18 protein-coding genes are annotated in these 21,201 nt (G+C 46.6%); 12 read left to right on the top strand and 6 right to left on the bottom strand.

What is annotated here, in order from left to right:
• Positions 1–96: 96 nt before the first annotated feature.
• The 12 genes from NYE45_RS16175 (at position 97) to NYE45_RS16120 (ending at position 15,014) form a co-directional block, all read left to right on the top strand.
• On the top strand, positions 97–1,707 hold the full coding sequence (locus NYE45_RS16175; protein ID WP_340013159.1) for an ABC transporter substrate-binding protein: 1,611 nt from the start codon (positions 97–99) through the stop codon (positions 1,705–1,707).
• Between the two features lie 84 nt (positions 1,708–1,791).
• The gene (locus NYE45_RS16170) at positions 1,792–2,739 is read left to right on the top strand and encodes an ABC transporter permease (protein ID WP_340013157.1); all 948 of its coding nucleotides are present in this window, start codon (positions 1,792–1,794) and stop codon (positions 2,737–2,739) included.
• A 34-nt stretch (positions 2,740–2,773) separates the two neighbouring features.
• Positions 2,774–3,730 carry an ABC transporter permease gene (locus NYE45_RS16165; protein WP_340013156.1) on the top strand — a complete coding sequence of 319 codons (957 nt, stop codon included), beginning with the start codon at positions 2,774–2,776 and terminating at the stop codon, positions 3,728–3,730.
• Between the two features lies 1 nt (position 3,731).
• Positions 3,732–4,760 (top strand): ABC transporter ATP-binding protein, encoded by a 1,029-nt coding sequence (locus NYE45_RS16160; RefSeq protein ID WP_340013155.1) that lies wholly within the window; start codon positions 3,732–3,734, stop codon positions 4,758–4,760.
• The gene (locus NYE45_RS16155; RefSeq protein ID WP_340013154.1) at positions 4,761–5,771 is read left to right on the top strand and encodes an oligopeptide/dipeptide ABC transporter ATP-binding protein; all 1,011 of its coding nucleotides are present in this window, start codon (positions 4,761–4,763) and stop codon (positions 5,769–5,771) included.
• Positions 5,772–5,953: 182 nt separating this feature from the next.
• On the top strand, positions 5,954–7,321 hold the full coding sequence (locus NYE45_RS16150; protein WP_340013153.1) for an LLM class flavin-dependent oxidoreductase: 1,368 nt from the start codon (positions 5,954–5,956) through the stop codon (positions 7,319–7,321).
• Positions 7,322–7,348: 27 nt separating this feature from the next.
• The gene (locus tag NYE45_RS16145; RefSeq protein ID WP_340013152.1) at positions 7,349–8,572 is read left to right on the top strand and encodes an acyl-CoA dehydrogenase family protein; all 1,224 of its coding nucleotides are present in this window, start codon (positions 7,349–7,351) and stop codon (positions 8,570–8,572) included.
• 167 nt (positions 8,573–8,739) lie between these two features.
• Complete coding sequence (locus NYE45_RS16140) at positions 8,740–9,741, top strand: AraC family transcriptional regulator (protein WP_340013151.1); 1,002 nt, start codon at positions 8,740–8,742, stop codon at positions 9,739–9,741.
• Positions 9,742–9,891: 150 nt separating this feature from the next.
• Positions 9,892–11,691, top strand: coding sequence for an ABC transporter ATP-binding protein (locus tag NYE45_RS16135; RefSeq protein ID WP_340013150.1), 1,800 nt, complete (start codon positions 9,892–9,894; stop codon positions 11,689–11,691).
• Complete coding sequence (locus NYE45_RS16130; RefSeq protein WP_340013148.1) at positions 11,688–13,439, top strand: ABC transporter ATP-binding protein; 1,752 nt, start codon at positions 11,688–11,690, stop codon at positions 13,437–13,439. Before NYE45_RS16135 ends, NYE45_RS16130 begins: the two co-directional genes overlap by 4 nt.
• A gap of 73 nt (positions 13,440–13,512) precedes the next feature.
• A complete protein-coding gene (locus NYE45_RS16125) occupies positions 13,513–14,475 on the top strand; it encodes an ABC transporter substrate-binding protein (protein WP_340013147.1) in 963 nt (320 codons plus the stop codon).
• Positions 14,476–14,693: 218 nt separating this feature from the next.
• A complete protein-coding gene (locus NYE45_RS16120; RefSeq protein WP_340013146.1) occupies positions 14,694–15,014 on the top strand; it encodes a hypothetical protein in 321 nt (106 codons plus the stop codon).
• A gap of 482 nt (positions 15,015–15,496) precedes the next feature.
• Here the strand turns inward: NYE45_RS16120 and NYE45_RS16115 are convergent, their stop codons facing one another.
• From NYE45_RS16115 to NYE45_RS16090, 6 genes are all read right to left on the bottom strand, one after another.
• Positions 15,497–15,895: an RDD family protein gene (locus NYE45_RS16115; protein ID WP_340013145.1), complete on the bottom strand. Its 399-nt coding sequence runs from the start codon at positions 15,893–15,895 to the stop codon at positions 15,497–15,499.
• Positions 15,865–16,236, bottom strand: a complete 372-nt coding sequence (locus NYE45_RS16110) for a DegV family protein (RefSeq protein WP_340013143.1) — start codon at positions 16,234–16,236, stop codon at positions 15,865–15,867. Before NYE45_RS16110 ends, NYE45_RS16115 begins: the two co-directional genes overlap by 31 nt.
• A gap of 11 nt (positions 16,237–16,247) precedes the next feature.
• Positions 16,248–18,419 (bottom strand): MMPL family transporter, encoded by a 2,172-nt coding sequence (locus tag NYE45_RS16105; protein ID WP_340013141.1) that lies wholly within the window; start codon positions 18,417–18,419, stop codon positions 16,248–16,250.
• 364 nt (positions 18,420–18,783) lie between these two features.
• Positions 18,784–19,122 (bottom strand): Asp23/Gls24 family envelope stress response protein, encoded by a 339-nt coding sequence (locus tag NYE45_RS16100; protein WP_340013140.1) that lies wholly within the window; start codon positions 19,120–19,122, stop codon positions 18,784–18,786.
• Positions 19,119–19,772 carry a response regulator transcription factor gene (locus NYE45_RS16095; RefSeq protein ID WP_340013139.1) on the bottom strand — a complete coding sequence of 218 codons (654 nt, stop codon included), beginning with the start codon at positions 19,770–19,772 and terminating at the stop codon, positions 19,119–19,121. Before NYE45_RS16095 ends, NYE45_RS16100 begins: the two co-directional genes overlap by 4 nt.
• A gap of 17 nt (positions 19,773–19,789) precedes the next feature.
• A complete protein-coding gene (locus tag NYE45_RS16090; protein ID WP_340013137.1) occupies positions 19,790–20,995 on the bottom strand; it encodes a sensor histidine kinase in 1,206 nt (401 codons plus the stop codon).
• Positions 20,996–21,201: the final 206 nt, after the last annotated feature.

Raw genomic sequence — 21,201 nt, 5'->3', positions numbered from 1 at the left:
TCATGATGTATAGCAGCCTTTAATCCGATTAAATGAATAAGAATACTTATATATGTTGTTAGAAAAGTCCGTTATATAAATTAAAGGGGGATTTTCATGAAAACGTTAGTTCAGAGAAGCATTCACCACCGAGTATGGATCATGGCACTGGTTGCCGTTCTGCTCCTGGCTGGTTGCTACAGTGGAGGCAGCAGTACAAAGACAGGTTCCGGATCAGACTCGGCTTCAGGAGACACCCCGGCCGCTGCGGCTGCAACCGAACTTAAATTTCCACTCACCCAAACGATCCCAACCTTGGACCCGCATCTGTCCCTGGGGGGAAGTAATGCCACTATTGGATTGAATATCTATGAAGGTTTATTCGCCTTCAATTCCAAATACGAGCCCGTACCGAATCTGGCGGAATCTTATGAGGTCAGCGAGGACGGCAAGGATTACACTTTCCATCTTCGCCAAGGTGTACTGTTCCACAATGGCAAGGAGATGAGAGCTGAAGACGTGACGGCTTCACTGAATCGCTGGAAGGATCTGGCGCCGCGTGCCAAGAGTTCTTTCGGTGAATCGACGTTTAACGTCGTGGATGATTACACTGTGCAGCTGAAGCTTAACGAACCTAAAAACGATATTCTGGCCCAGTTGAGCCATGTGCTGAACTTTGCTGCGATCATGCCAAAAGAGATTGTGGATGCAGCAGGTCCTGAGGGAGTCAAAGAGTACTTTGGCACAGGGCCGTTCAAATTCGTGGAATGGAAAACGGATCAGTACGTTCATGTCAGCAAATTTGAAGATTTCAAGCCGGTGGACACACCAGCCGATGGTTTCTCCGGACATAAGGAAGCACTGGTGAATGATGTTTACTTCACTTTGGCTACAGATAATGCTACGCGCTTCTCGTCCTTCTTGGCTGGGGATTTTGATTATATTGACATTGGTGTCGATAACCTGCCGCAAGTGGAGAATGATCCCGAGATCAGCCTGGTGAAAGATCTCTCGACAGACTTCAATCTGGTTTTCAACAAGAAGTCACCTCTGTTCTCCAATCTGAAAAATCGGGAGGCTGTGGCTGCTGTAATCAATGCAGAAGATATTCTGTTAGGTATTACGTCCACACCTGAGTTGTATCGTCTGAATCCGAGCTATATGTATACAGAGAATACCAAGTGGTACAGCGAAGCGGGTAGTGAGGCGTATAACCAGAACAACCCGGACAAGGCGAAGCAACTGCTTCAAGATGCGGGGTATAACGGAGAAGTGGTACGTCTGCTCACGACCAAGGATACGGGAACCTTCTACAGTGCCACATTAATGCTGCAATCCCAGCTGGAGAGCATTGGAGTGAAGACCCAGATCGATATCTACGACTATGCCACGATGCTCACCAAACGTGCAGATGCCGGCGCCTGGGATATCTATCTCGGACCATTCATCGTACCCTCCACACCATCACAGTTGTTATATCTGAATCCAACTTACGGATTCGCGGACGATGCAAAGCTTGCTGAACTCCTCTCCAAGGCTACGGCTGCTCAGAGTGATGTGGACATTCAAGCCGCCAACGATGAACTTCAGGCTTATGAATGGACTTATCTTGCTGCGATTAAGATCGGTGATGTGTACAAATACAGTGCCATTCGGAAGAACATCGAAGGATTAACGACGCTGTACGGTATTCCGAATCTCGCCAACACCCGTGTATCGCAAAAATAACCGGATGCGCACCGCGGAATGGAGCCTTCAATTGGTGAGGTTCTAGTCCGCGGTTGATGCATTGTCCCGAAAGAAGGTGAATCGGTGGCCATTTACATTATCAAAAGGATTGGGGCGCTCATTCCGACACTGTTTATCATGTCCGTGGTTGTTTTTCTAATCGTCTATCTGATTCCCGGTGACCCGGCCCGTGTCATGTTAGGCGATGGTGCGGATGAACAGACGATCTCTGCGCTTCGCTCACAAATGGGGCTGGATACTCCATTACTCGAACAATACGTTATCTGGGTATCCGGAGCCTTGTCCGGTAATTTGGGTGAGTCCTATTTTCTGGGGAAATCAGTGGCTTCCGCGATCGGGGAGTATATTCAACCTACGCTTTCCCTAAGCATTCTGGCAATGGTGTTCAGTGTACTGATTGCCATTCCGCTGGGGATCAGTGCAGCGATGAACCGTGGAGGGTGGGCAGACAAGCTGTTGACCGTCTATTCGCTACTCGGGATTACCATTCCCGGTTTTCTGCTCAGTCTGTTCCTGGTGTTGTTGTTCGCCGTTCAACTGAAGTGGCTGCCGGTGTCAGGCTATGCCTCAATCCAGTCCGGAATGATTCCCTTTCTGCGTCATCTGGTACTGCCTGCCATCTCCATCGGTCTTGTCATGTCGTCCATTATTGCCCGTATGGTGCGATTATCCGTTCTTGAGGTCATGAATCAGGGCTACGTCAAGACAGCGAGGTCCAAAGGCGTAAGCCGGAGAAGGCTGGTCTACAAGCATATTCTGCGAAATGCACTTATTCCCGTCATTACGGTCATCGGAGGAACGTTCGGTACCCTGCTGGCAGGTGCAGCTGTTATTGAAACCATCTTCAACATTCCAGGCATTGGTCAGCTGCTTGTTCATTCGGTTGAGCGGAGGGATTATGCCGTTATTCAGGGCGTTGTACTGTTCATTGCATTAATTTATGTGTTGGTTAATCTGATCGTCGACTTGCTGTATGCGGTCGTTGATCCGCGAGTCCGGCTTGAACAATAAGAACAACAAATAACAACCAGAGAGGAGGCAATCTATGGCTGATACGGAGATTCAACATATAAAACTTCAAAGACAGCATTTTCGATCTGTTCGGCGCAGGCAGGCCCTCAGGCAAATTCTGTCCAATGCATCGGCTGTTTGGGGAATAGGCTTGACCTTGCTTGTGCTCTTCGTGAGCCTGGTTGGGCCGTGGATTATCACCTACCAGCCACTTGAGGTTGATATTGTCAGACGCCTGACGGCTCCAGGAGCGCAGCACTGGTTCGGAACGGATAATTTTGGCCGGGATATCCTGTCACGTGTGGTTCATGGAACCCGGAATTCAGCTCAGATCGGAATCGTGGTTGCCCTGATTGCTTCAGTCATCGGGCTTGTCGTGGGGCTGTACTCCAGCATGTATAAGTGGTTGGATCAGATTTTGATGCGTGTGATGGATGCACTCTATGCCTTTCCTGCTATTCTGCTGGCTATCGCCATTATGGCTGCACTCGGTCCAAGTATGCAAAACTTGACGATCTGTCTGATCATCGTGTTCATTCCGGCGGTCGCACGAATTGTTCGGTCAGTTGCCATCGTGACTCGGGAGCAGACATACATCGAGGCCATGGAGGTACTTGGGGCATCGAACACTCGGATCATCTGGCGGCATCTGGCACCGAATGCGCTACCGGCATTGGTGGTGCAGGCGAGTTTTGTATTTGCGGAATCTATCATTGTGGAAGCGGCATTGAGTTTTCTGGGTGCCGGTATTCCGGCGCCTACGCCAAGCCTGGGCAATCAATTGTCCGAGGCCAAAATGTTTATTTTCAATTCCTGGTGGATGACGTTATTCCCTGGGTTTGCGCTCATTCTGACGGTACTGGCTATGAATCTGCTTGGTGATGGCCTGCGTGACATGCTTGATCCTCACACCGCTGCCGCTGTAAAGAAACCGAAGAAAAACAAGTTTGGCTTCAGAGCATGGATGCCAACTCGCAAGGGAGGTGTCTGATATGAATGTCGTTGATGTGACTGTTGATTCTGTAGAAGAACCGCTGCTGGACATCAGGGAACTGGTTACCCGATTCCATACGCCACAGGGGCAGGTCACTTCGGTGGACGGGTTGTCCATGACTTTGCAGAAGGGCGAAATTGTAGGTGTGGTCGGCGAATCCGGTTGTGGCAAAAGTGTTACCGCTCAATCCGTATTACGATTGTTCGATGAGAAGCGGGAGGTTGAATACGAAGGGGAGATTCGCTTCTCAGGCACCAATCTGCTTCAGCTCTCTGAACGGCAGATGCAGGCTGTACGCGGCAATGACATCGCCATGATTTTTCAGGACCCACTCAGCTCCTTGAATCCGGTGTATACGATCGGGGATCAGATTATGGAAGCATTGCAGCTGCACCAAAAGATGGATCGGCGTCAGGCCCGCGAACGGGTTATCGCATTGTTGAAAATGACGGGCATCTCATCCCCGGAGCAGCGAGTGAACCAGTATCCACATCAACTGTCAGGCGGCATGCGGCAACGGATCATGATTGCCATGGCATTGGCCTGCCGTCCTAAACTGCTGATTGCCGACGAACCGACAACAGCTCTGGATGTGACCATTCAGGCACAGATCATGCGATTGGTTGTGGACATATGTGTGCAGGAACAGATGGGACTTATGCTAATCACTCACGATCTGGGAGTCGTTGCAGAATCCTGTCATCGTGTTGTGGTGATGTATCTTGGTCAGATTGTGGAGACGGCTAGCGTGGCTACCTTGTTCAAACGTCCTCGTCATCCGTATTCAATTGGACTACTTCAATCGTTGCCAAGAATCGATGGAGATCGGAAGCAGAACATGCCTGTAATTGAAGGCAGTGTACCTTCGCTCCATCACATCCCGTCCGGCTGCCGTTTCGCTTCCCGTTGTGCGTTTGCAGATGCGAAATGCCATACGGACATGCCACCGCTTCGCCAGCTTGCGGATGCGGATAGTTCCGTACGCTGCTGGTATGCGGATACGATTCCGTTACAGGAGGTGAGATAGATGACGACCCTGAATTCACAGACACGATCGCAAGAGCCTTTACTTCAAATCACAGGACTCAGAACCTATTACTCAATCAAAAGCAAAACCAGCTATCGCAAGCAACAGGTCAAAGCCGTGGATGACGTATCCCTGAACATCTACGAAGGCGAGACCTATGGTCTGGTGGGCGAATCGGGTTGTGGCAAAAGCACGCTTGGCAAAACGGTGTTGCGCCTCCTGTCATCGCAGGACGGTGAGATTCGATATCGAGGACAGCCGATTCACCGATTGTCCCGTCGCCGAATGCGGGCGTATCGGCAGGAGATACAAATGATTTTCCAAGACCCCTATTCATCACTGAATCCCCGGATTACGGTGGGAGAGGCATTGGAGGAAGCGCTGGTCATTCACCGGATCGGCAAGCCTGAGGAACGAACTCGTTCGGCGCTGAAGATGCTGCAGGCGGTGGGTCTGCAAGATGAGCATTACTACTCACTTCCTCATCAGTTATCGGGAGGGCAGCGTCAGCGGATTGGACTTGCGCGTGCTTTGATTCTGAATCCCAAGCTGGTGATCTGTGATGAACCCGTGTCGGCTCTTGATGTGATTATTCAGGCACAGATCATTAACCTGATGCGAAAGCTTCAGCGGGAGATGGATCTGACCTATCTGTTCATTGCTCATGATATAGCCGTAGTCAGGCATATTTCGGACCGAATCGGTGTGATGTATCTCGGGAAACTGGTGGAAGAGGCCGATACCGAGAGTCTGTTTCATTCGCCGCGGCATCCCTATACCCAACTGTTGCTGTCCGCCGTCCCGATTCCTGATCCGTCCATGAAGCGGCTTTCCGTTGTAACGGATACGGACATGCCTTCGCCGCTTGAAACGATATCTGGCTGTGCGTTTCATACCCGTTGTCCGCTCGCAGATGAACAATGCCGAAGTATCGTTCCAGTAAAGCGTGTGGTGAAGGGAGGACATTGGGTGGCGTGCCATCATGCTGCGAAGGGTATAGATGAGCAGTAGATGACATGTAAGGTTACGGATGCCAATCAGAAATCAGAAACTAATCCTGATGTCCAATGAGGTTAATACGACAAGGTGAATAGGCTTTGAGCGAAAGTTCTAAATAAATGTGTGTTACCACAAGTTTCCCGGCGGATGATCATCATCCGTACGTATTTTGATTACCAAGGAGCTGATTGAGTATGAAAAAAATCCATTTGGGCGTATTCGAGGTCAACGGTGTCAATCATCTGACACAAGGCATCTGGGCCCATCCGCAACAGCATCGGGTTAACTATAACGATGTGAATTATTGGATCAACATTGCACGAATTCTGGAACGCGGCAAGTTCGACTTTATGTTTTTTGCCGATACGTATGGTTATCCCAAAAAGGGAAAAGAGCTGGCTTTCCGCGAAGCTGCGGGCACCCCGTCCAATGATCCGATGCTGCTGATTCCCGCTCTCGCTGTATCAACCCAGCATCTGGCCTTCACGATGACAACGTCAACCACATATGAGCCCCCTTATGCAAATGCACGCCGATTCTCCACTCTCGATCATCTGACCCAAGGGCGGATCGGCTGGAATATCGTCACCACGAGTAATAGTTCCGCCGCCGATCTGTTCGGCAAGGACGAGTTCATTCCACATGATGAACGATATGACCGGGCAGAGGAATATATGGAGGTAAGCTACAAATACCTGGAAGGAAGCTGGGAAGAGGATGCACTGCTCGTGGATCGCAACAACCGAGTATTCGCTGATCCTGGGAAGGTTCATAAGGTGGAGCATGAAGGAACGTATTTCCGCTCTGCGGGTTATCATGCAGCGACGCCATCGCCGCAACGAACGCCAGTACTATTTCAAGCTGGAAGCTCGGAGCGGGGGAGAGCCTTTGCCGCCAAACATGCTGAGGGAGTATTCCTGAAAGCTCCGACACTTGAAGTGCTGCGGGATCAGATACAGGATATTCGCCGCCGGGCGGCTGCTTTTGGCAGAGACCCGGAACAAATCAAGATTTTTACCGGACTCTCTGTTGTTGTTGCTCCTACAAGGGAAGAAGCACAGCGCAAACATGAGGAGTACTTAAGTTACCAGAGCCGTGAAGCGACACTGGCGAGTTATGCGGGGGTAACAGGTATAGACCTGACTGCGCTCGATCCGGATGATTACTTCGAGAATATTCATACCGAGATGGGACAGACACATACAGATCGCTTCACGAAGCATAGCAAGGATAAGAAGAAGGTACAGGAAGTAATTGATGATTTTCTGCAAAAAGGATTTCGTGGCTTGACCGTCATAGGCACGCCGGAAGATGTGGCGGATCAGATCGAACATTGGGTAGAGTTCACAGGGTTGGACGGTTTTAATCTGGAGCCTTATGTGCTGCCCCAATCCTATGTTGATTTTGTGGACCTGGTCGTTCCTGTTCTGCAGAGAAGAGGTATATTCAAAGAAGAGTATGAGGAAGGAACCTTCCGTGAACGGTTATTTGGAAAAGGGCAGGCTCTCCTGCCTGAGCATCATCCAGGTTCAGATTATCGAGTTGGCGTACGTCAGACATAAGATACAGGTCCACTGGAGGGAAACAAGATGCAGGCTAGAAAATATAGTGAACCGCGGATCGATGCTGAACGTTATTTGTACTCTGCTTCCCAGCAAGACTTGCTCGCCAAAGTGAGAGAACTGGGTCAGCAGGTCATTGGTGTACATGCCAAGCGGATTGACCAAGAAGGGATATATCCGTTTGAGTCTATGCAAGCTTTGGCGGATTCGGGTCTGGCAGTGCTTGCTGTTCCGACTGCAATGGGCGGTTGGGGAGCAGGATACGCTGGGGACGTTGAGATGATCCCGCTCATCCTCATGGAACTGGCATCCTGGTGCTCGTCCACTTCTCAAGTATTCACACTGCATAATACGGGCGTTCAGTTGGTTCATGCGTTGGGGTCTGCCAAGCAGCAGGAGTTCTTTTTTGATGAGGCACGTGCCGGTCATTGGTTCGCCAGCTTCGGAAGTGAGTCGGGTAAAGACCGGTTCAAGTTAGAAAGTGAGCTACGACAGAACAAGGATGGTTATGTACTAAATGGAACCAAAATCTTCGCCACCGGCTCTCCCGGGGCAAAATGGGCGTTCTGGCGATCGGTCTTAGCTGACACGGAGGGAAGCCAGAATGAGCGATATGTCATGCCACTTGTGGATCTGACGAGCAGCGGCATCACCATCGTGGATGATTGGAACGGCATTGGGCAGCGTGGAACCGGAAGTGGACAAGTGCTGGCGAATAACGTGCACATCCCGACAGAACATCTTATCGGTGAGCCAGGGAGTTATGGCACTGTAGATTCTTTTTTCTCCGCCCAGTTCAACATTCATTTTGCCGCACAATTTACCGGTATTGCCATGGGTGCGTATCGGGAAGCTATTGCTTATGTCCATGAACGTTCCCGCTCTTGGTCGACAGATGGTACAGCATCTAAGGACAGTCCTATAGTCAGAGTTCGATTGGGAGAATGCTCGGCCCGGATTGCCGCTGCGCGTGAATTGGTCCTTCAGGCTTCGCGAGTGCTGGGTACCTCGTATGACCAACCAGAACTGCGGGAGACCGTTCAGGTTGCAGCCTCCCAAGCGAAGATTATAGCGACCAAAGCAGCATTGGAGGTAACCAGTTCCTTATTTCAGGTGATGGGGGCAAGGGCAGCTACGCGGGACAATAATTTCGACATGTATTACCGGAATGCAAGAACGTTGACATTGCACGACCCCGTCGACAAACATCTGGAGTTACTTGGTCAGCGGGAACTGGAACGGTACGTATAGTACGAGTAGGTATGTGTTATGACTTATTTTCAAGCTATTGTTGAGATAGCGTTGCAGAACGCTTTTCATATGTGAGTGTGTGTATTCATCTCTTCGAGGCCATATGTCCAATATGGCTTCTTTCTTATATAATAAGCTGAAACATAGACAACGAGAGGGGAAGTCAGATGCAATCCAAGGTGTCAGAGACATGGTACGCCATTCGAAATAAAGAAGATCAGCGCTGTGCATTGGCAGCGAGATTAAATACATTTTACCAAAGCAGCTCTGCCGAACGAATCATTCATATTCCTGAAGAGATTGGTCAGGGTTACTGGCAGTTGAATCGCATTCATCCCTCCATGGAACTCGTGTATAGTGACGCGATATTCCATCGTCCAACCGCCTTGAGCAGTCTGGAGCAGGATGACAGTATCAAGTTAAGCTTCTGCATTGGTGAGAGCATTTCGTGGAACATTGATGGCAAGCTGGGGGAATTCCATGTACATACCCAGGAAAGTTCTGCATATGGCAGTCGATATACGAGCAGTACGTGTGAGTTTGGATTACAGCAGCACTTCAAGGGATTTACGTTGAAGCTGGATCAGACACCGATCAGTGGGATGATGGAGCAGCTTCCCATACAACAGCTCATGACGGCCATCGCGGGAAGCGGGGGAGGTTTCTATAATGCGAAGATGACACCGACGATGATTCGAATTGTTAACGAGATGACACAATGCCCGTATTCGGGACAACTGAAACAACTGTATTTAAACGGAAAAGCACTTGAGCTGCTCGCGGTATATTTCAGTGAATGCATTCTGGAGCGTCAGTTACCTGCGAATCATGATGGGTTGTCCCGGACGGACCTGACCAGCTTGCAACAGGCGAAGCAGATTCTTGATGCGAATCTGGCACATCCGCCAACTCTTGAAGGGCTCTCCAGACAAGTGTGTCTGAATGAATTCAAGCTAAAAAAAGGATTCAAGCAATTGTTCGGTCTTCCTGTACATGCGTATGTCATTGAGCAGAGGCTAGAGGCAGCCTATTACCTGCTGGAGACCAGACAGATGAATGTGACCACGGCGGCTGCAGCGGTTGGTTTTAATAAAACGAGTCATTTCTCCGCGCAATTCAAACGCAAGTATGGCATGACACCATCCACATATTTTAATCCAACTTTCTAGTAGCCTTCTTGTGGCATTTACTTATAATCCGTATTGAGGTATTTTTGCTCCGGATTGGGGTAGCGGTTGCCCGCGTCCCTGTGAGATATTAATGTGCGTATATAGCACTGCGCTATATTGAGAATGATTATTAATATCAGGAGGGATGAGATGAACAACACATCTGAAGTGTCCGGGTTAATGCAAGTGACGAAGGAGCGTAAAGGTCTGCTGATCACAGCAAGTATCTTCTCGACCCTGTCGAGTCTGCTGCAGATTGTTCCTTTTATCGGGGTGTACAAGATCGTCGAGGAACTGCTAACTCATGCGGGGCAAGCCTCTGCCATGGACAGAGATCTGTTGATCTATTGGGGGATCGTCGCATTCGTAGCCCTGATTGCAGGGCTTATTGCGCTCTATATCGGGGGGATGTGCTCACACATTGCTGCGTTCAACATTTTGTACCAGCTCAGAGTAAGGCTTGCGGAACATGTTGCCAGAGTACCCATGGGGTATCACACCCGGACGGCAACCGGTGAGCTGAAGAAGATCATCGAAGTCAGTGTGGAGAAAATCGAGAAATTTATCGCCCATCAGTTGCCGGATCTGGTGAGTGCGATCGTCATTCCACTGATGCTGCTGGGATACTTGTTCTGGCTCGATTATCGCATGGCGCTGACGCTTTTGGTTCCGATTGGAATCGGGTTCTGGCTGCAAAGTCGTATCTTCCGCAGTGAAAAAGGCCGTCAGGCTTATCGTGATTTTCAACTTGCCATCGAAGAGATGAATGCGACGGGTGTTGAATACGTGAGAGGTATGCCGGCAGTGAAAGTATTTGGGATTACAGCCGATTCGTTTCTGACCTTTAAACAGGCGGTAACGCGGTACCGAGATATTTCGTTGAAAATAACAGATTTGTGTAAAACATCCTACGGGCTGTTTTTTGTAATCATGATCTCGTTATTTACTTTCATTGTTCCGGTGGGTATTCTGCTGTCGAGTGGAAATGCGGGGAATCAGTCGTTTGCGATCACGTTTATTCTGTTTCTGATCATTACCCCGAGTCTATCTGCTCCGTTATTGAAGTTAATGTATCTGGGTAGTGGGATGCGAGAGATTGTGGAAGGACAGAAACGGATTGAATCGGTGTTTGCCGAGCCGGTTGTACAAGAACCTGAGTTGCCTAAAGTTCCGGATACATATGAGGTTGCCTTTCGGCAGGTATCGTTTGCTTATGAGCGTAAGGAGAGCGAAGCATATAAACCCGTACTTGAACAGATTGATTTTGTAGCCAAAGCAGGAGAGATGACCGCACTTGTCGGACCTTCTGGTGGAGGGAAGTCAACCATTGCGAATCTATTGCTTCGTTTCTGGGATGTGCAGGAAGGTGAGATTACGATTGGTGGGATTCCGATTCAGGAGATGGGGACGGAGAAGCTGATGGATACCGTGTCCTTTGTATTTCAGGATGTACATCTGTTCTACGATACGATTGAAGAAAATATTCGGATGGGCAATACATCGGCTTCACTACAGGACGTTATAGCTGCGGCTCAAACTGCTTGCTGTCATGAATTTATCGAGAAGCTGGACGCCGGATATGATACCAAAATCGGAGAAGGCGGCACGTACCTGTCCGGTGGTGAAGCACAGCGAATTGCGATTGCACGGGCATTGCTCAAAAATGCTCCGATTCTGGTCCTGGATGAAGCGACAGCCTACGCGGATGCAGAGAATGAGCACAAGATCCAACAAGGTCTGGCCCAATTGGTTCAAGGCAAAACGGTACTGATTATTGCTCATCGTCTAACAACGATTCGGGCAGCTGAGCAAATACTCGTGATCCGAAAGGGAATGATTGCCGAGCGTGGGACACATGATCAATTGCGTGCATTAGGCGGAGTATATGAGCACATGTGGCAGGCTCATATCAGTGCAGCTTCCTGGAAGCTTGGAGGTGCAGTGCGATGAAGAATTATTTAACCAATATATCTGGGGGTAACCCTCGTAGTCTGCTTCCTTCGGTAATTGCAGCGATTCTGGACGGGATTGCAAAGATCGTTCCTGCGGCGCTGCTTGTGGACATATTCAATACGATATATAAGTCTTTTGCTGATCCGGATATTGGACTGGATATCAACCGAATGTGGATTGTATGCTGCATTCTGTTTGCCTGGCTTCTGGTGGAATATGCGGCTTACGCATCACTTTATGACAAGACCTATCGGGCTGCATACAGCCTCGCGGCCTCAGGAAGATTGAAGCTGGCCGAACATATTCGCCATCTGTCGTTAGGATTTTTCGGAAAACGTGATCCTGGGGATCTGACGAACCTGATCCTGAGTGATTATGGTCAGGTCGAGCATACGATCTCTCACAATCTGTCGCAGCTGATCAGCGCGATTGTGCTTCCGGTACTCGCTTTTGGCGGACTTCTGTTGGTAGATTGGAGAATGGCCGTAGCCATGTTTGTTGCGGTTCCCTTTGGTGTGGCGTTGTTATGGCTTACGGATTCGATTCAGGCACGACTGAGTGAGAACCATGTTCGAGCCAAAAACGAAGCCGCCAGTCGGCTACAGGAGTATCTGAGCGGTATTCGTGAGATTAAGGCCCACAATATGGGGGGCAAACGTTTTGAACGGCTGCGTCGTTCTTTTGACGAATTGAAATCAGCTTCCATTCGGTTGGAAGGCATTATGGGACCAATGATCATGGGCGCGATGTTGCTTGCACGATCAGGAATGACATGGATGATTCTCGTGGGCAGTTATTTGCTTGCAGGCGGTGAGCTGTCCTTACCGGTATTTCTGTTATTTTTGCTGGTGGGGACAAAGGTCTTTGAACCGTTAACGGTTGTACTGATGAGTTATGGGGAGATGCGGTACTCTGCGTATAGTGCAAGACGCATTATGGATGTGCAGCAGGAGGCCACGATGGCAGGAACGGGAGATGTACAGCCCAATCAGGCGATTTCATTTGACCAGGTGACCTTTGGATATGATGATCAGCAGCCGGTGTTGAAAGACTTGTCGTTTACGATTGAGCCGCATACCATTACTGCGCTGGTTGGGCCATCCGGTAGTGGTAAGAGTACAGTCACACGTCTCATTGCCCGTTTCTGGGATGTACAGCAAGGAAGCATTCGCATTGGTGGCAGACCCGTTGATCAGATGGACCCGGAGAAGCTGTTGCAGGATATCTCTGTGGTCTTCCAGGACGTGTATCTGTTCCAGGATACGATCGGCAACAACATTCGTGTAGGAAAGAAAGACGCTACGCAATTCGAGATTGAAGAGGCCGCACGCAGAGCTTGTTGTCATGAGTTTATCTCCAGTCTGCCTCAAGGGTACGATACGCTCGTTGGCGAGGGTGGATCGACGTTATCTGGTGGGGAAAAACAGCGTATTTCCATTGCACGTGCCTTGTTAAAAAATGCATCGATCGTATTGCTTGACGAAGCCACTGCTTCACTTGATCCGGAGAACGAAGCCGCCGTGCAGCAAGCGATTAATGAATTGGTTGCGGATAAGACGGTTATTTTGATTGCGCATCGATTAAAGACCATTCAGAATGCCGATCAGATTCTCGTGCTGGACCAAGGTCAGCTCGTAGAGCAAGGAATTCATGCGCAATTGTTAGATTACTCGGGCATCTACGCTCGTCTGTGGCAATTACAACAGGATGCGGAAGGCTGGCAGGTAAAAGTGAACGGATCATGAGTGTTCGATGAGATGAATGAAGTAAATAAGCCTGATGTGGTAAATGAACTGACATAAAAGGAGAATGACGATGATGTTTAAACGAATTCCTGTATGGATTGCACTATGCTGTATGCTCACTTTGGCGGCCTGTGGAACGAATCAGACCACCAGTGAAGGGGTCAGCTCCTCAGAGGCAACAGCGCAAGCGACGACCAAATTGATTACCAACCCGAATGGAGAAGAAATTACGATCCCTTTGAATCCAGAGCGCATTGTTGATCTGTCCGGCTCTACAGAAGAGCTGTTGATCATTGGGAAAACACCTGTGGCCACGATGAGCGCGGATTATGGTAACCCGGAGGAACTCACGCCAACCATTAAGGATCAGCTGAGTGCAGAAACCGTTAATCTGGGCTGGTATGGTTCCCCCTTAAGCATTGAAGCTATAGCGGGTGCCAATCCGGACCTGATTATCCTGGGTAAGGATTTTAACACGGATCAGTATGAAACTTTATCCAAAATCGCGCCTACGATTGCGTTGCCATACTCCTACTTTGATTGGAGAGAACGCTTGACGTTCCTGGCAGATACGTTTGGAGAAGAAAGCAAGAAAGATGAATATCTGTCCAAATATGATGCGAAATCTGCAGAGTGGAAACAAAAGCTGGAGGCGGCTGTAGATGGTGAATCCTTTGCCGTGATTGAGACATATCCAAACAACCTGGTCATCTACTCCAATAAAGGGGCAGCGGAGATGTTATACGGTGAATGGGGCCTGAAGCGCACAGACGGTATCCCTGATCCAGAAGGCTGGGGCGGTAAACAGATCGCGTTAGAGGCTCTGGTATCGGTCAATCCGGATCGTCTGTTGCTGATGGAGAATAGTGAGAACAAGATGGTCGATAGTAAAGTGTGGAATAACATGAACGCCGTGAAGAATGGCAAGATCTATAAAATCTCCAATGTCGATAATTACAATTACTCGTACACAGCGATGGGGAGAATGGAGCTTATGGACCGTTTGGGTACGATGATTCTGGAAGATCAGAAGTAGTCGTTGAATAATAATTTGTTCGAAATCATGTAACTTGAGCGGCTCTGGCTGCGTTTAGACATTGGGGTGATCTGATGTTGGTGAACGCGTTTCAACGGTATATGGTGTTAGCATTTATATTTATCGGGATAATCTTAACGGCATTTCTCGTTCTTGAAAGGATCGAAGGATACCAAATTACAACGACAGAGTATTACGGCTTACGTAACCTAGGGGGCTTGATATATATTTTATCGCTCATCCTGGGATTCGGTCACTATTTACTCGCTTTTTATGTTGTTATTCTTAGCCCGATCGCATGGCTGTTGCGGAAATATGTACGCTTTCCTATGGTGAGAACCGTCATCTATATGGTTGGGTTTGGATGGGGCGGGCTGTGGGTTTTTGATCTCATGTACAATCCATATTTCGTGAATGGATACCATCTGAATCGAATGACATCGATATGGATATTTGCCATTGCCGGTTTAATCTATGCTATTGTAGAGAATACGATTTGGCGAAGAGGGCAGATGCAGCACGAACAGAAGGCTACTTAACAAAAGTTGAGTAGCCTTTTTAGTTTACATAATTATTATTGTGTTTATGTTGGGGGGCAGGAGCCGATTTAATTAATAAAATAAAATTAATGTAAGAGTAAGTAGTAGTAAACACGGACAGTGGTTAAGAAATTCGATAGTTTGTTATAAAATTCACAAAGGGTGCAAGTGATAAGAAATAGGAGTTATATCGTAAATAGGTAAATTTTTTTGTTATACTATCTGAGTTGTATACATAAAGTTAGATATTTTATGAAGGGAGTTCGTGAAGTAATTTAGCCGTTCAGTTTAAAATTGTAGTTTGGAGGAAAGCATTGCTGAAAAGATAAAACACAACAAATCTTTTTTGTTTATTCGTAACAAATATCCAAATTCCATACAGACATATGTACAAAATACGAGTTTTGTGAAACAGTACTAATGATTTAAAAGCTGCACAGTGATTTTTACCCCTGTACAGCCAATTCTTTAGAATCTCCGACTTAATCCCAGACTACTTCTGTTCCTGCTATAAAGTCGTGAATCGCACGTCGATCTTCACGCATACCGACCATAAAAGCACTCACGATAACTCCGATACCCAAAGTTATTACATACACAAGTCCAGCCACAACAACTCGCATCAGCATCGTACCAATTTTTGGTGGTTCGTGTGTATCGTAATTACGGATTCGAATTCCACATATACGTTTTCCGATGGTTCGACCATACCAGTAAACTGGTAATAAAATTGAGTATAACGCACTAAGCAGTTTGGCAATCGGCTCATCCGTATCAAAGTTACCTGTAAGCACACCTGCAATAATCACTAACGGAATTGAAATAATAAGACTATCCAACACACTTGCTCCTAATCGAATCCAAAAACCTGCTTTATACAAAATGTTACCCGCCCTGGTGGAAATTCCCTTGCGGCAATTAATGCATTCTGATAAGTGGATGATAACTGAGAAGACATACTGATAAACAGTACGTCTTCCCCATTTTCAATAACCGGGCCGAAAGTTTGGACAAAATCGGCGGGTGAGGGAGCTGCAGTTTTCGGCAACTTGCCTGATTCCTTTACCCTTCTATACATCTCATGGGTATCCATCTCGATTCGATCAAGGTATGATTGTCCCTCGAAGACAATGTACAATGGTACGATGCCAATATGATATTTCGTCATCCACTCCTGTGGAATATCGGATATACTATCTGCAAATATGCGAACCTTAGTCATGTTCTCCCCTCCTATGCAGACTTTTTCTCCCTATTCATAACCGACTCACCCTCAACATCGATATTAGGCAAGATTCGATTCAACCAATTCGGTAAATACCAGGCACTCTTACCCAAGATGGTCATGATTGCTGGAACCAGTGTCATTCTCACAACGAATGCATCTATCAGAATACCAAAGGCGAGAGCGAGTCCCATCGATTTGATAATCGTATCTTCTGCAAATATGAAGCTGGCAAAGACAGCAATCATGATCATTCCCGCTGCTGCCACTACAGGTCCACTATGACGGATACCACTTCTTACGGACTGTCGTGCATCGCCGGTATGAGTATAGTCTTCACGCATGCGACTTACGAGGAATACCTCATAGTCCATGGCTAATCCAAACAAAATGCCTGTAACGAGGATGGGCAGGAAGTTCAGGACGGGTCCCGGCTCAGGAATACCGAACAGATTGCCCAGATATCCATCCTGAATGACCCACACCACAAAGCCGAGTGTCGCGCCAAGTGTGAACAAGAATCCAAGTACAGCTTTGATTGGAACCAGAATGGATCGGAATACCATCATCAACAATACAAATGCGAGTCCAACGATCAGCAAGGCGAACTTCGGTAAAGCCTCAGAGAGTTTTTCTGAAATATCAATGTTAACGGACGTACTTCCCGTAATGAGAACATCTACGTTTTCCTTTTGAAGAATATTATCTGCATGATCCCGAATGGATTGTACGAGTGCTGTAGTTCGAATATCATGTGGCCCTGTTTCAGGCAATACGGTGATAATGGCAGCTTGGCCAGAAGGACTTGGAATGATTGGACTTACACTGGCTACATCTGGAAGATCTTTAATAAATGCAGTAGCTTTCGCAATTTCAGACTGAGGATCTGTGCTATTAGCTGCTTTGGCGACAATAATTAATGGTCCATTAAATCCTTCGCCAAATCCTTCGGCAAGCAGGTCATAACCACGGCGCTCTGTCGTTTCTGTTGATTTTAGACCATTATCAGGTAGACCGAGCTGCATATGCAGGAACGGTAAGGTACAAACGGATAGAATGACAATGCACAGGATCGAAGTTAACCAAGGTTTACGTGTTACAACTTGACCCCAGCGATTTTCTGATCCATGTTCTTTCTTAGCTCCGGACCATCTGCGAAGCCACTTGTTCTCACGAGCAGGGCTGATTCGTTCTCCTGTTACCGCTAGTACAGCAGGAACAAAAATTACAGCAATCAGAACAGCAACAAACACACTTATCGCTGCCGCCAGCCCCATCATTGTAATAAATGGTATTTGTACTACGGATAATCCAACAAGCGCGATGATGACGGTCAGACCCGCGAATACAACTGAACTTCCTGCTGTAGCATTGGCTTGAGCAATTGCTACATGTCGTTCGTACCCTTCAGCTAGCTGCTGACGATATCTGGACATGATGAACAGCGCGTAATCAATGCCCACGGCAAGAGCAAGCATCACCGCAAGCGTAATAGAGAAGGAAGACATCGATACGAAATTAGAACCAATAATGATGGTCATGAGTCCGATGCCAAGACCGATGACAGCTGTCAAAATCGGCAGACCAGCTGCAAGAAACGATGTGAACGTGAACGCCAAAATCATGAAAGCTATCAAAATACCAATAACTTCAGATACGGCCCCGACTTCAAGCTCAGAGAATGCGACGCTTCCTGCAAGTTCTGTCTGCAGGCCTTTGTTGCGTAAAGATTCAGTTACTTCAAGTATGTGTTCTTTGGATCTTTCAGTCACTTCAGCCGCAGGTTGTGAATAAGTTACATCTGCATAGCCTATCTTCTTATCGGCACTCATTGTGCCTCCATCATAAGGACTAATGAACGATTTAACGGCAGAATCCGTTTGAATCTCTTTTAATGCCTGATTGATCATATTTTTGTTGGACTCTGTTTCCAAAGTACCTTTTTCTGTCTTGAATATTATTCTGATTTGTCCTCCGTCACCTGATGGAGGGAACTCTGCATTGAGTACTTCGCCGGCCTGTTCCGATTTGGTACCCGGAATTGTCATTTCTCCAGTAAATGATGTACCCATTCCTAACCCGATGGAGGCTACCAAAATCAGTAGAGCAAGTCCTCCCGCAATGACCATTTTCCTTCTTCTAACCGACCATTCACCCAGTCGAAATAATAACTGTGCCATTTCTAACAATTTCCCCTTTCACTTCCTTCAAGTTGAGAATCCTCATGTTGGACAACCTCATGAAAACATCATAGCTGGATTGGGATAATAAAGAATCGTACAAAAGGACATGACCTAAGATGTACTTTTGGGAAGATCAATAGGGAAGTCGAGGCATTGAAGTATTGTACACCTATTGGACAATTATTCTATCAAGTAAGTTTCATAATATTCTTCTCTTGCTTACTTATCTGTTCAATAAAAAAACAGTATCTCTTCGTTCATTACAACGAGAAGTACTGTTCATCTTCCATCCTGAGAAACTTAGTTTCTTATTATTCTTATCACACAAAATATACGCGGGGGATGTTAATTTCTATCCAATTTAAATGGATACACCTACGACTTGAACTTGAATTTGATTCACATAAAGCCCTGTCAAGTTTTCAATAGATTTTTGTACGTTTTGCTGCAAATTCCAACAAACGAAATGAACTTTATAGCCGTATTTTACGATGATTCGCAACTGAATGGTTACATATGACTCTTTTACCTCCACGTCTATTCCCCTCTGCAGGCTTCTCCCACTTATGCTCTTAGCTACCCCTTCAGTGAGTCCCGCAGCCATCGAAGATATTCCATCTGTCTTTTTTACTGCAATAGATACAATATTAGAAATGGCATTTGTAGAAATATGAATATTACCTAAATGTAGAGACTTCATAAGTGCAGAATTCCTTTTTCAACGGACACAGCAACAGCTTCAGAGCGAGAATCTACACCTAACTTGTTATATATATTCGTTAGATGTGCCTTAATGGTCCGTTCAGTGACCCCCAAGTCAAAAGCTATTTCTTTACTACGCAGACCACGTGCAACAGCTTGAAGAATAATCAATTCCTTTTCGGTCAACAACGTACTGTTCTCTGATTTGGTACTAACAGCAGGTTTCATTTCTCTGAATGCAAATACACGTGCCGTGACTTCAGGTTGTAACAATGTCTGACCGCGTAATGCAGATTCCAAGGTCTGAAATAGATTCTCCCGACTGGTATCCTTCAGGAGATAGCCTTTAGCACCAAGGGCTAATCCGTTAATCATCAGGTCGTCCTCGTTGTACGTTGTTAGAATGATAACTGGGATCGATATGTGTTTCTCATGCATTTCTTTTAAGGTCTCCAGTCCACTTAGACCTCCCGGCATGTTCAGATCCAGCAAAATAATATCAGGTTTCAACTCCTCCATCAGTTGCAGAGCAACTCCACCCTCTTCTGCTTCACCTGCGACAGAATAATGATCGTTCGTCTCTAATATCAACCTAAGGCCTTCCCTTACAACCCAATGGTCATCTACAATAAGAACTGAGTTTTTCATTATGGTTACCTCCTGAGTTACAAAGGCAGAGTCAAGTGAATGACTGTACCTTCGCTATTACTTTCAATATGGATTTGTCCCCCAATCAGGCGGGCTCTTTCAAATATACCTATTAATCCGTAATGACCGGATAATTTCCCGATTTTCTCAACGTTAAACCCACTTCCGTTATCTGTGATAAGCATACGAAGTTGACCATTTCGATGTTCGATAATCTCAATTTTGACTTGAGTTGCTTGTGCATGACGGGCAACATTCATCAGAGATTCACTCAAAATATGAAGAACATGTTCCATCTTAAACCCTGAGATTGGGGTTTGAATTTGACAAGTGAGGTCTGTTTTAAGGCCGATAGCAATGACAAACCGATGAACGGTTTCTTTCACAGCTTCACTAAAATCAATGGATGAAGTAGCTCTGCTTCTCAGATTATCTATTGCTTTTCTAGCATCTGACAAGGTCTCTCTGGCTTGTCCCATGGACCTGATAATAATCTCATGAGCACGGGTGGTACGCCCCTTGATTAGGTGGGCATCGACTGCTTCCAACTGCATGATCACTCCTGCCAAACCCTGTGCAAGTGTATCGTGCAAATCTCTAGCGATTCTCTGACGTTCATTAGCTAGCGTAAGTTCTTCGACTTTTTTATGAGCGAGCTCCAAATCCAACAAAAATGTTTGTGTTCTTACCCTCGCGTTAACTTGCCTATAAAACAGAACGGCATATGCTACAACAACAATGATCATAAGCAGGAGAAGTGGTATCAATATGGCAAGTTCTGCTGCACCATTCAAAAAGTAAATATTGAGAACAAAACAGAGATATAGAATAAGAGCCACCAGAACCACTTTAGCTGTTTCATAAAAAATGGCGATTGTTTGCCCGATTAATACAGGAATTAGGCCAATCAAGACAGCTGGATAACCATCGGATACTAATACCGCGCTACCAAAAATCAGTACTCCTTGAATGACTACATATAACATTCTGGAGTTTCTTGTGATTTGATTTACACGCCAATACAAAAAAATATGGAGCACCATTAAGATAGAAAAAATGATACTTAACAGTAATGAAGGCGCGGACATAGTCTGCCACACGATAGTAACAACTGTTACAATTATGACCCAGACAATGACAGGAATGCGTGTAGAAGCAATTTTATCATCTTCCGTGGCTATTCCTGAATTTAGAAATGTAGACTGTTCATGCGAATTTCTCATGGGATCACCTATTTTTCCTCTCAGCTCTTGTCTTAACATTATATATTGAATTCTGAATGAACGTATGTACTTTGGTACATGTCCGTTAGGGAATTTATTTAATAAGCCTTCTAGTGTATGTACTATCTCATTTATGACAGATAATCTGCTTCATTATTAATACCCAATAAAAATGAATGCTTGACATGATGACATATTTCAGCAGA

The sequence above is a fragment of the Paenibacillus sp. FSL K6-1318 genome (assembly GCF_037976905.1).
GTDB classification, from domain to species: domain Bacteria; phylum Bacillota; class Bacilli; order Paenibacillales; family Paenibacillaceae; genus Paenibacillus; species Paenibacillus amylolyticus_A.
Note: the sequence above shows the minus strand (reverse complement) of the source record. Positions and strands in the feature narration are given on the sequence as shown.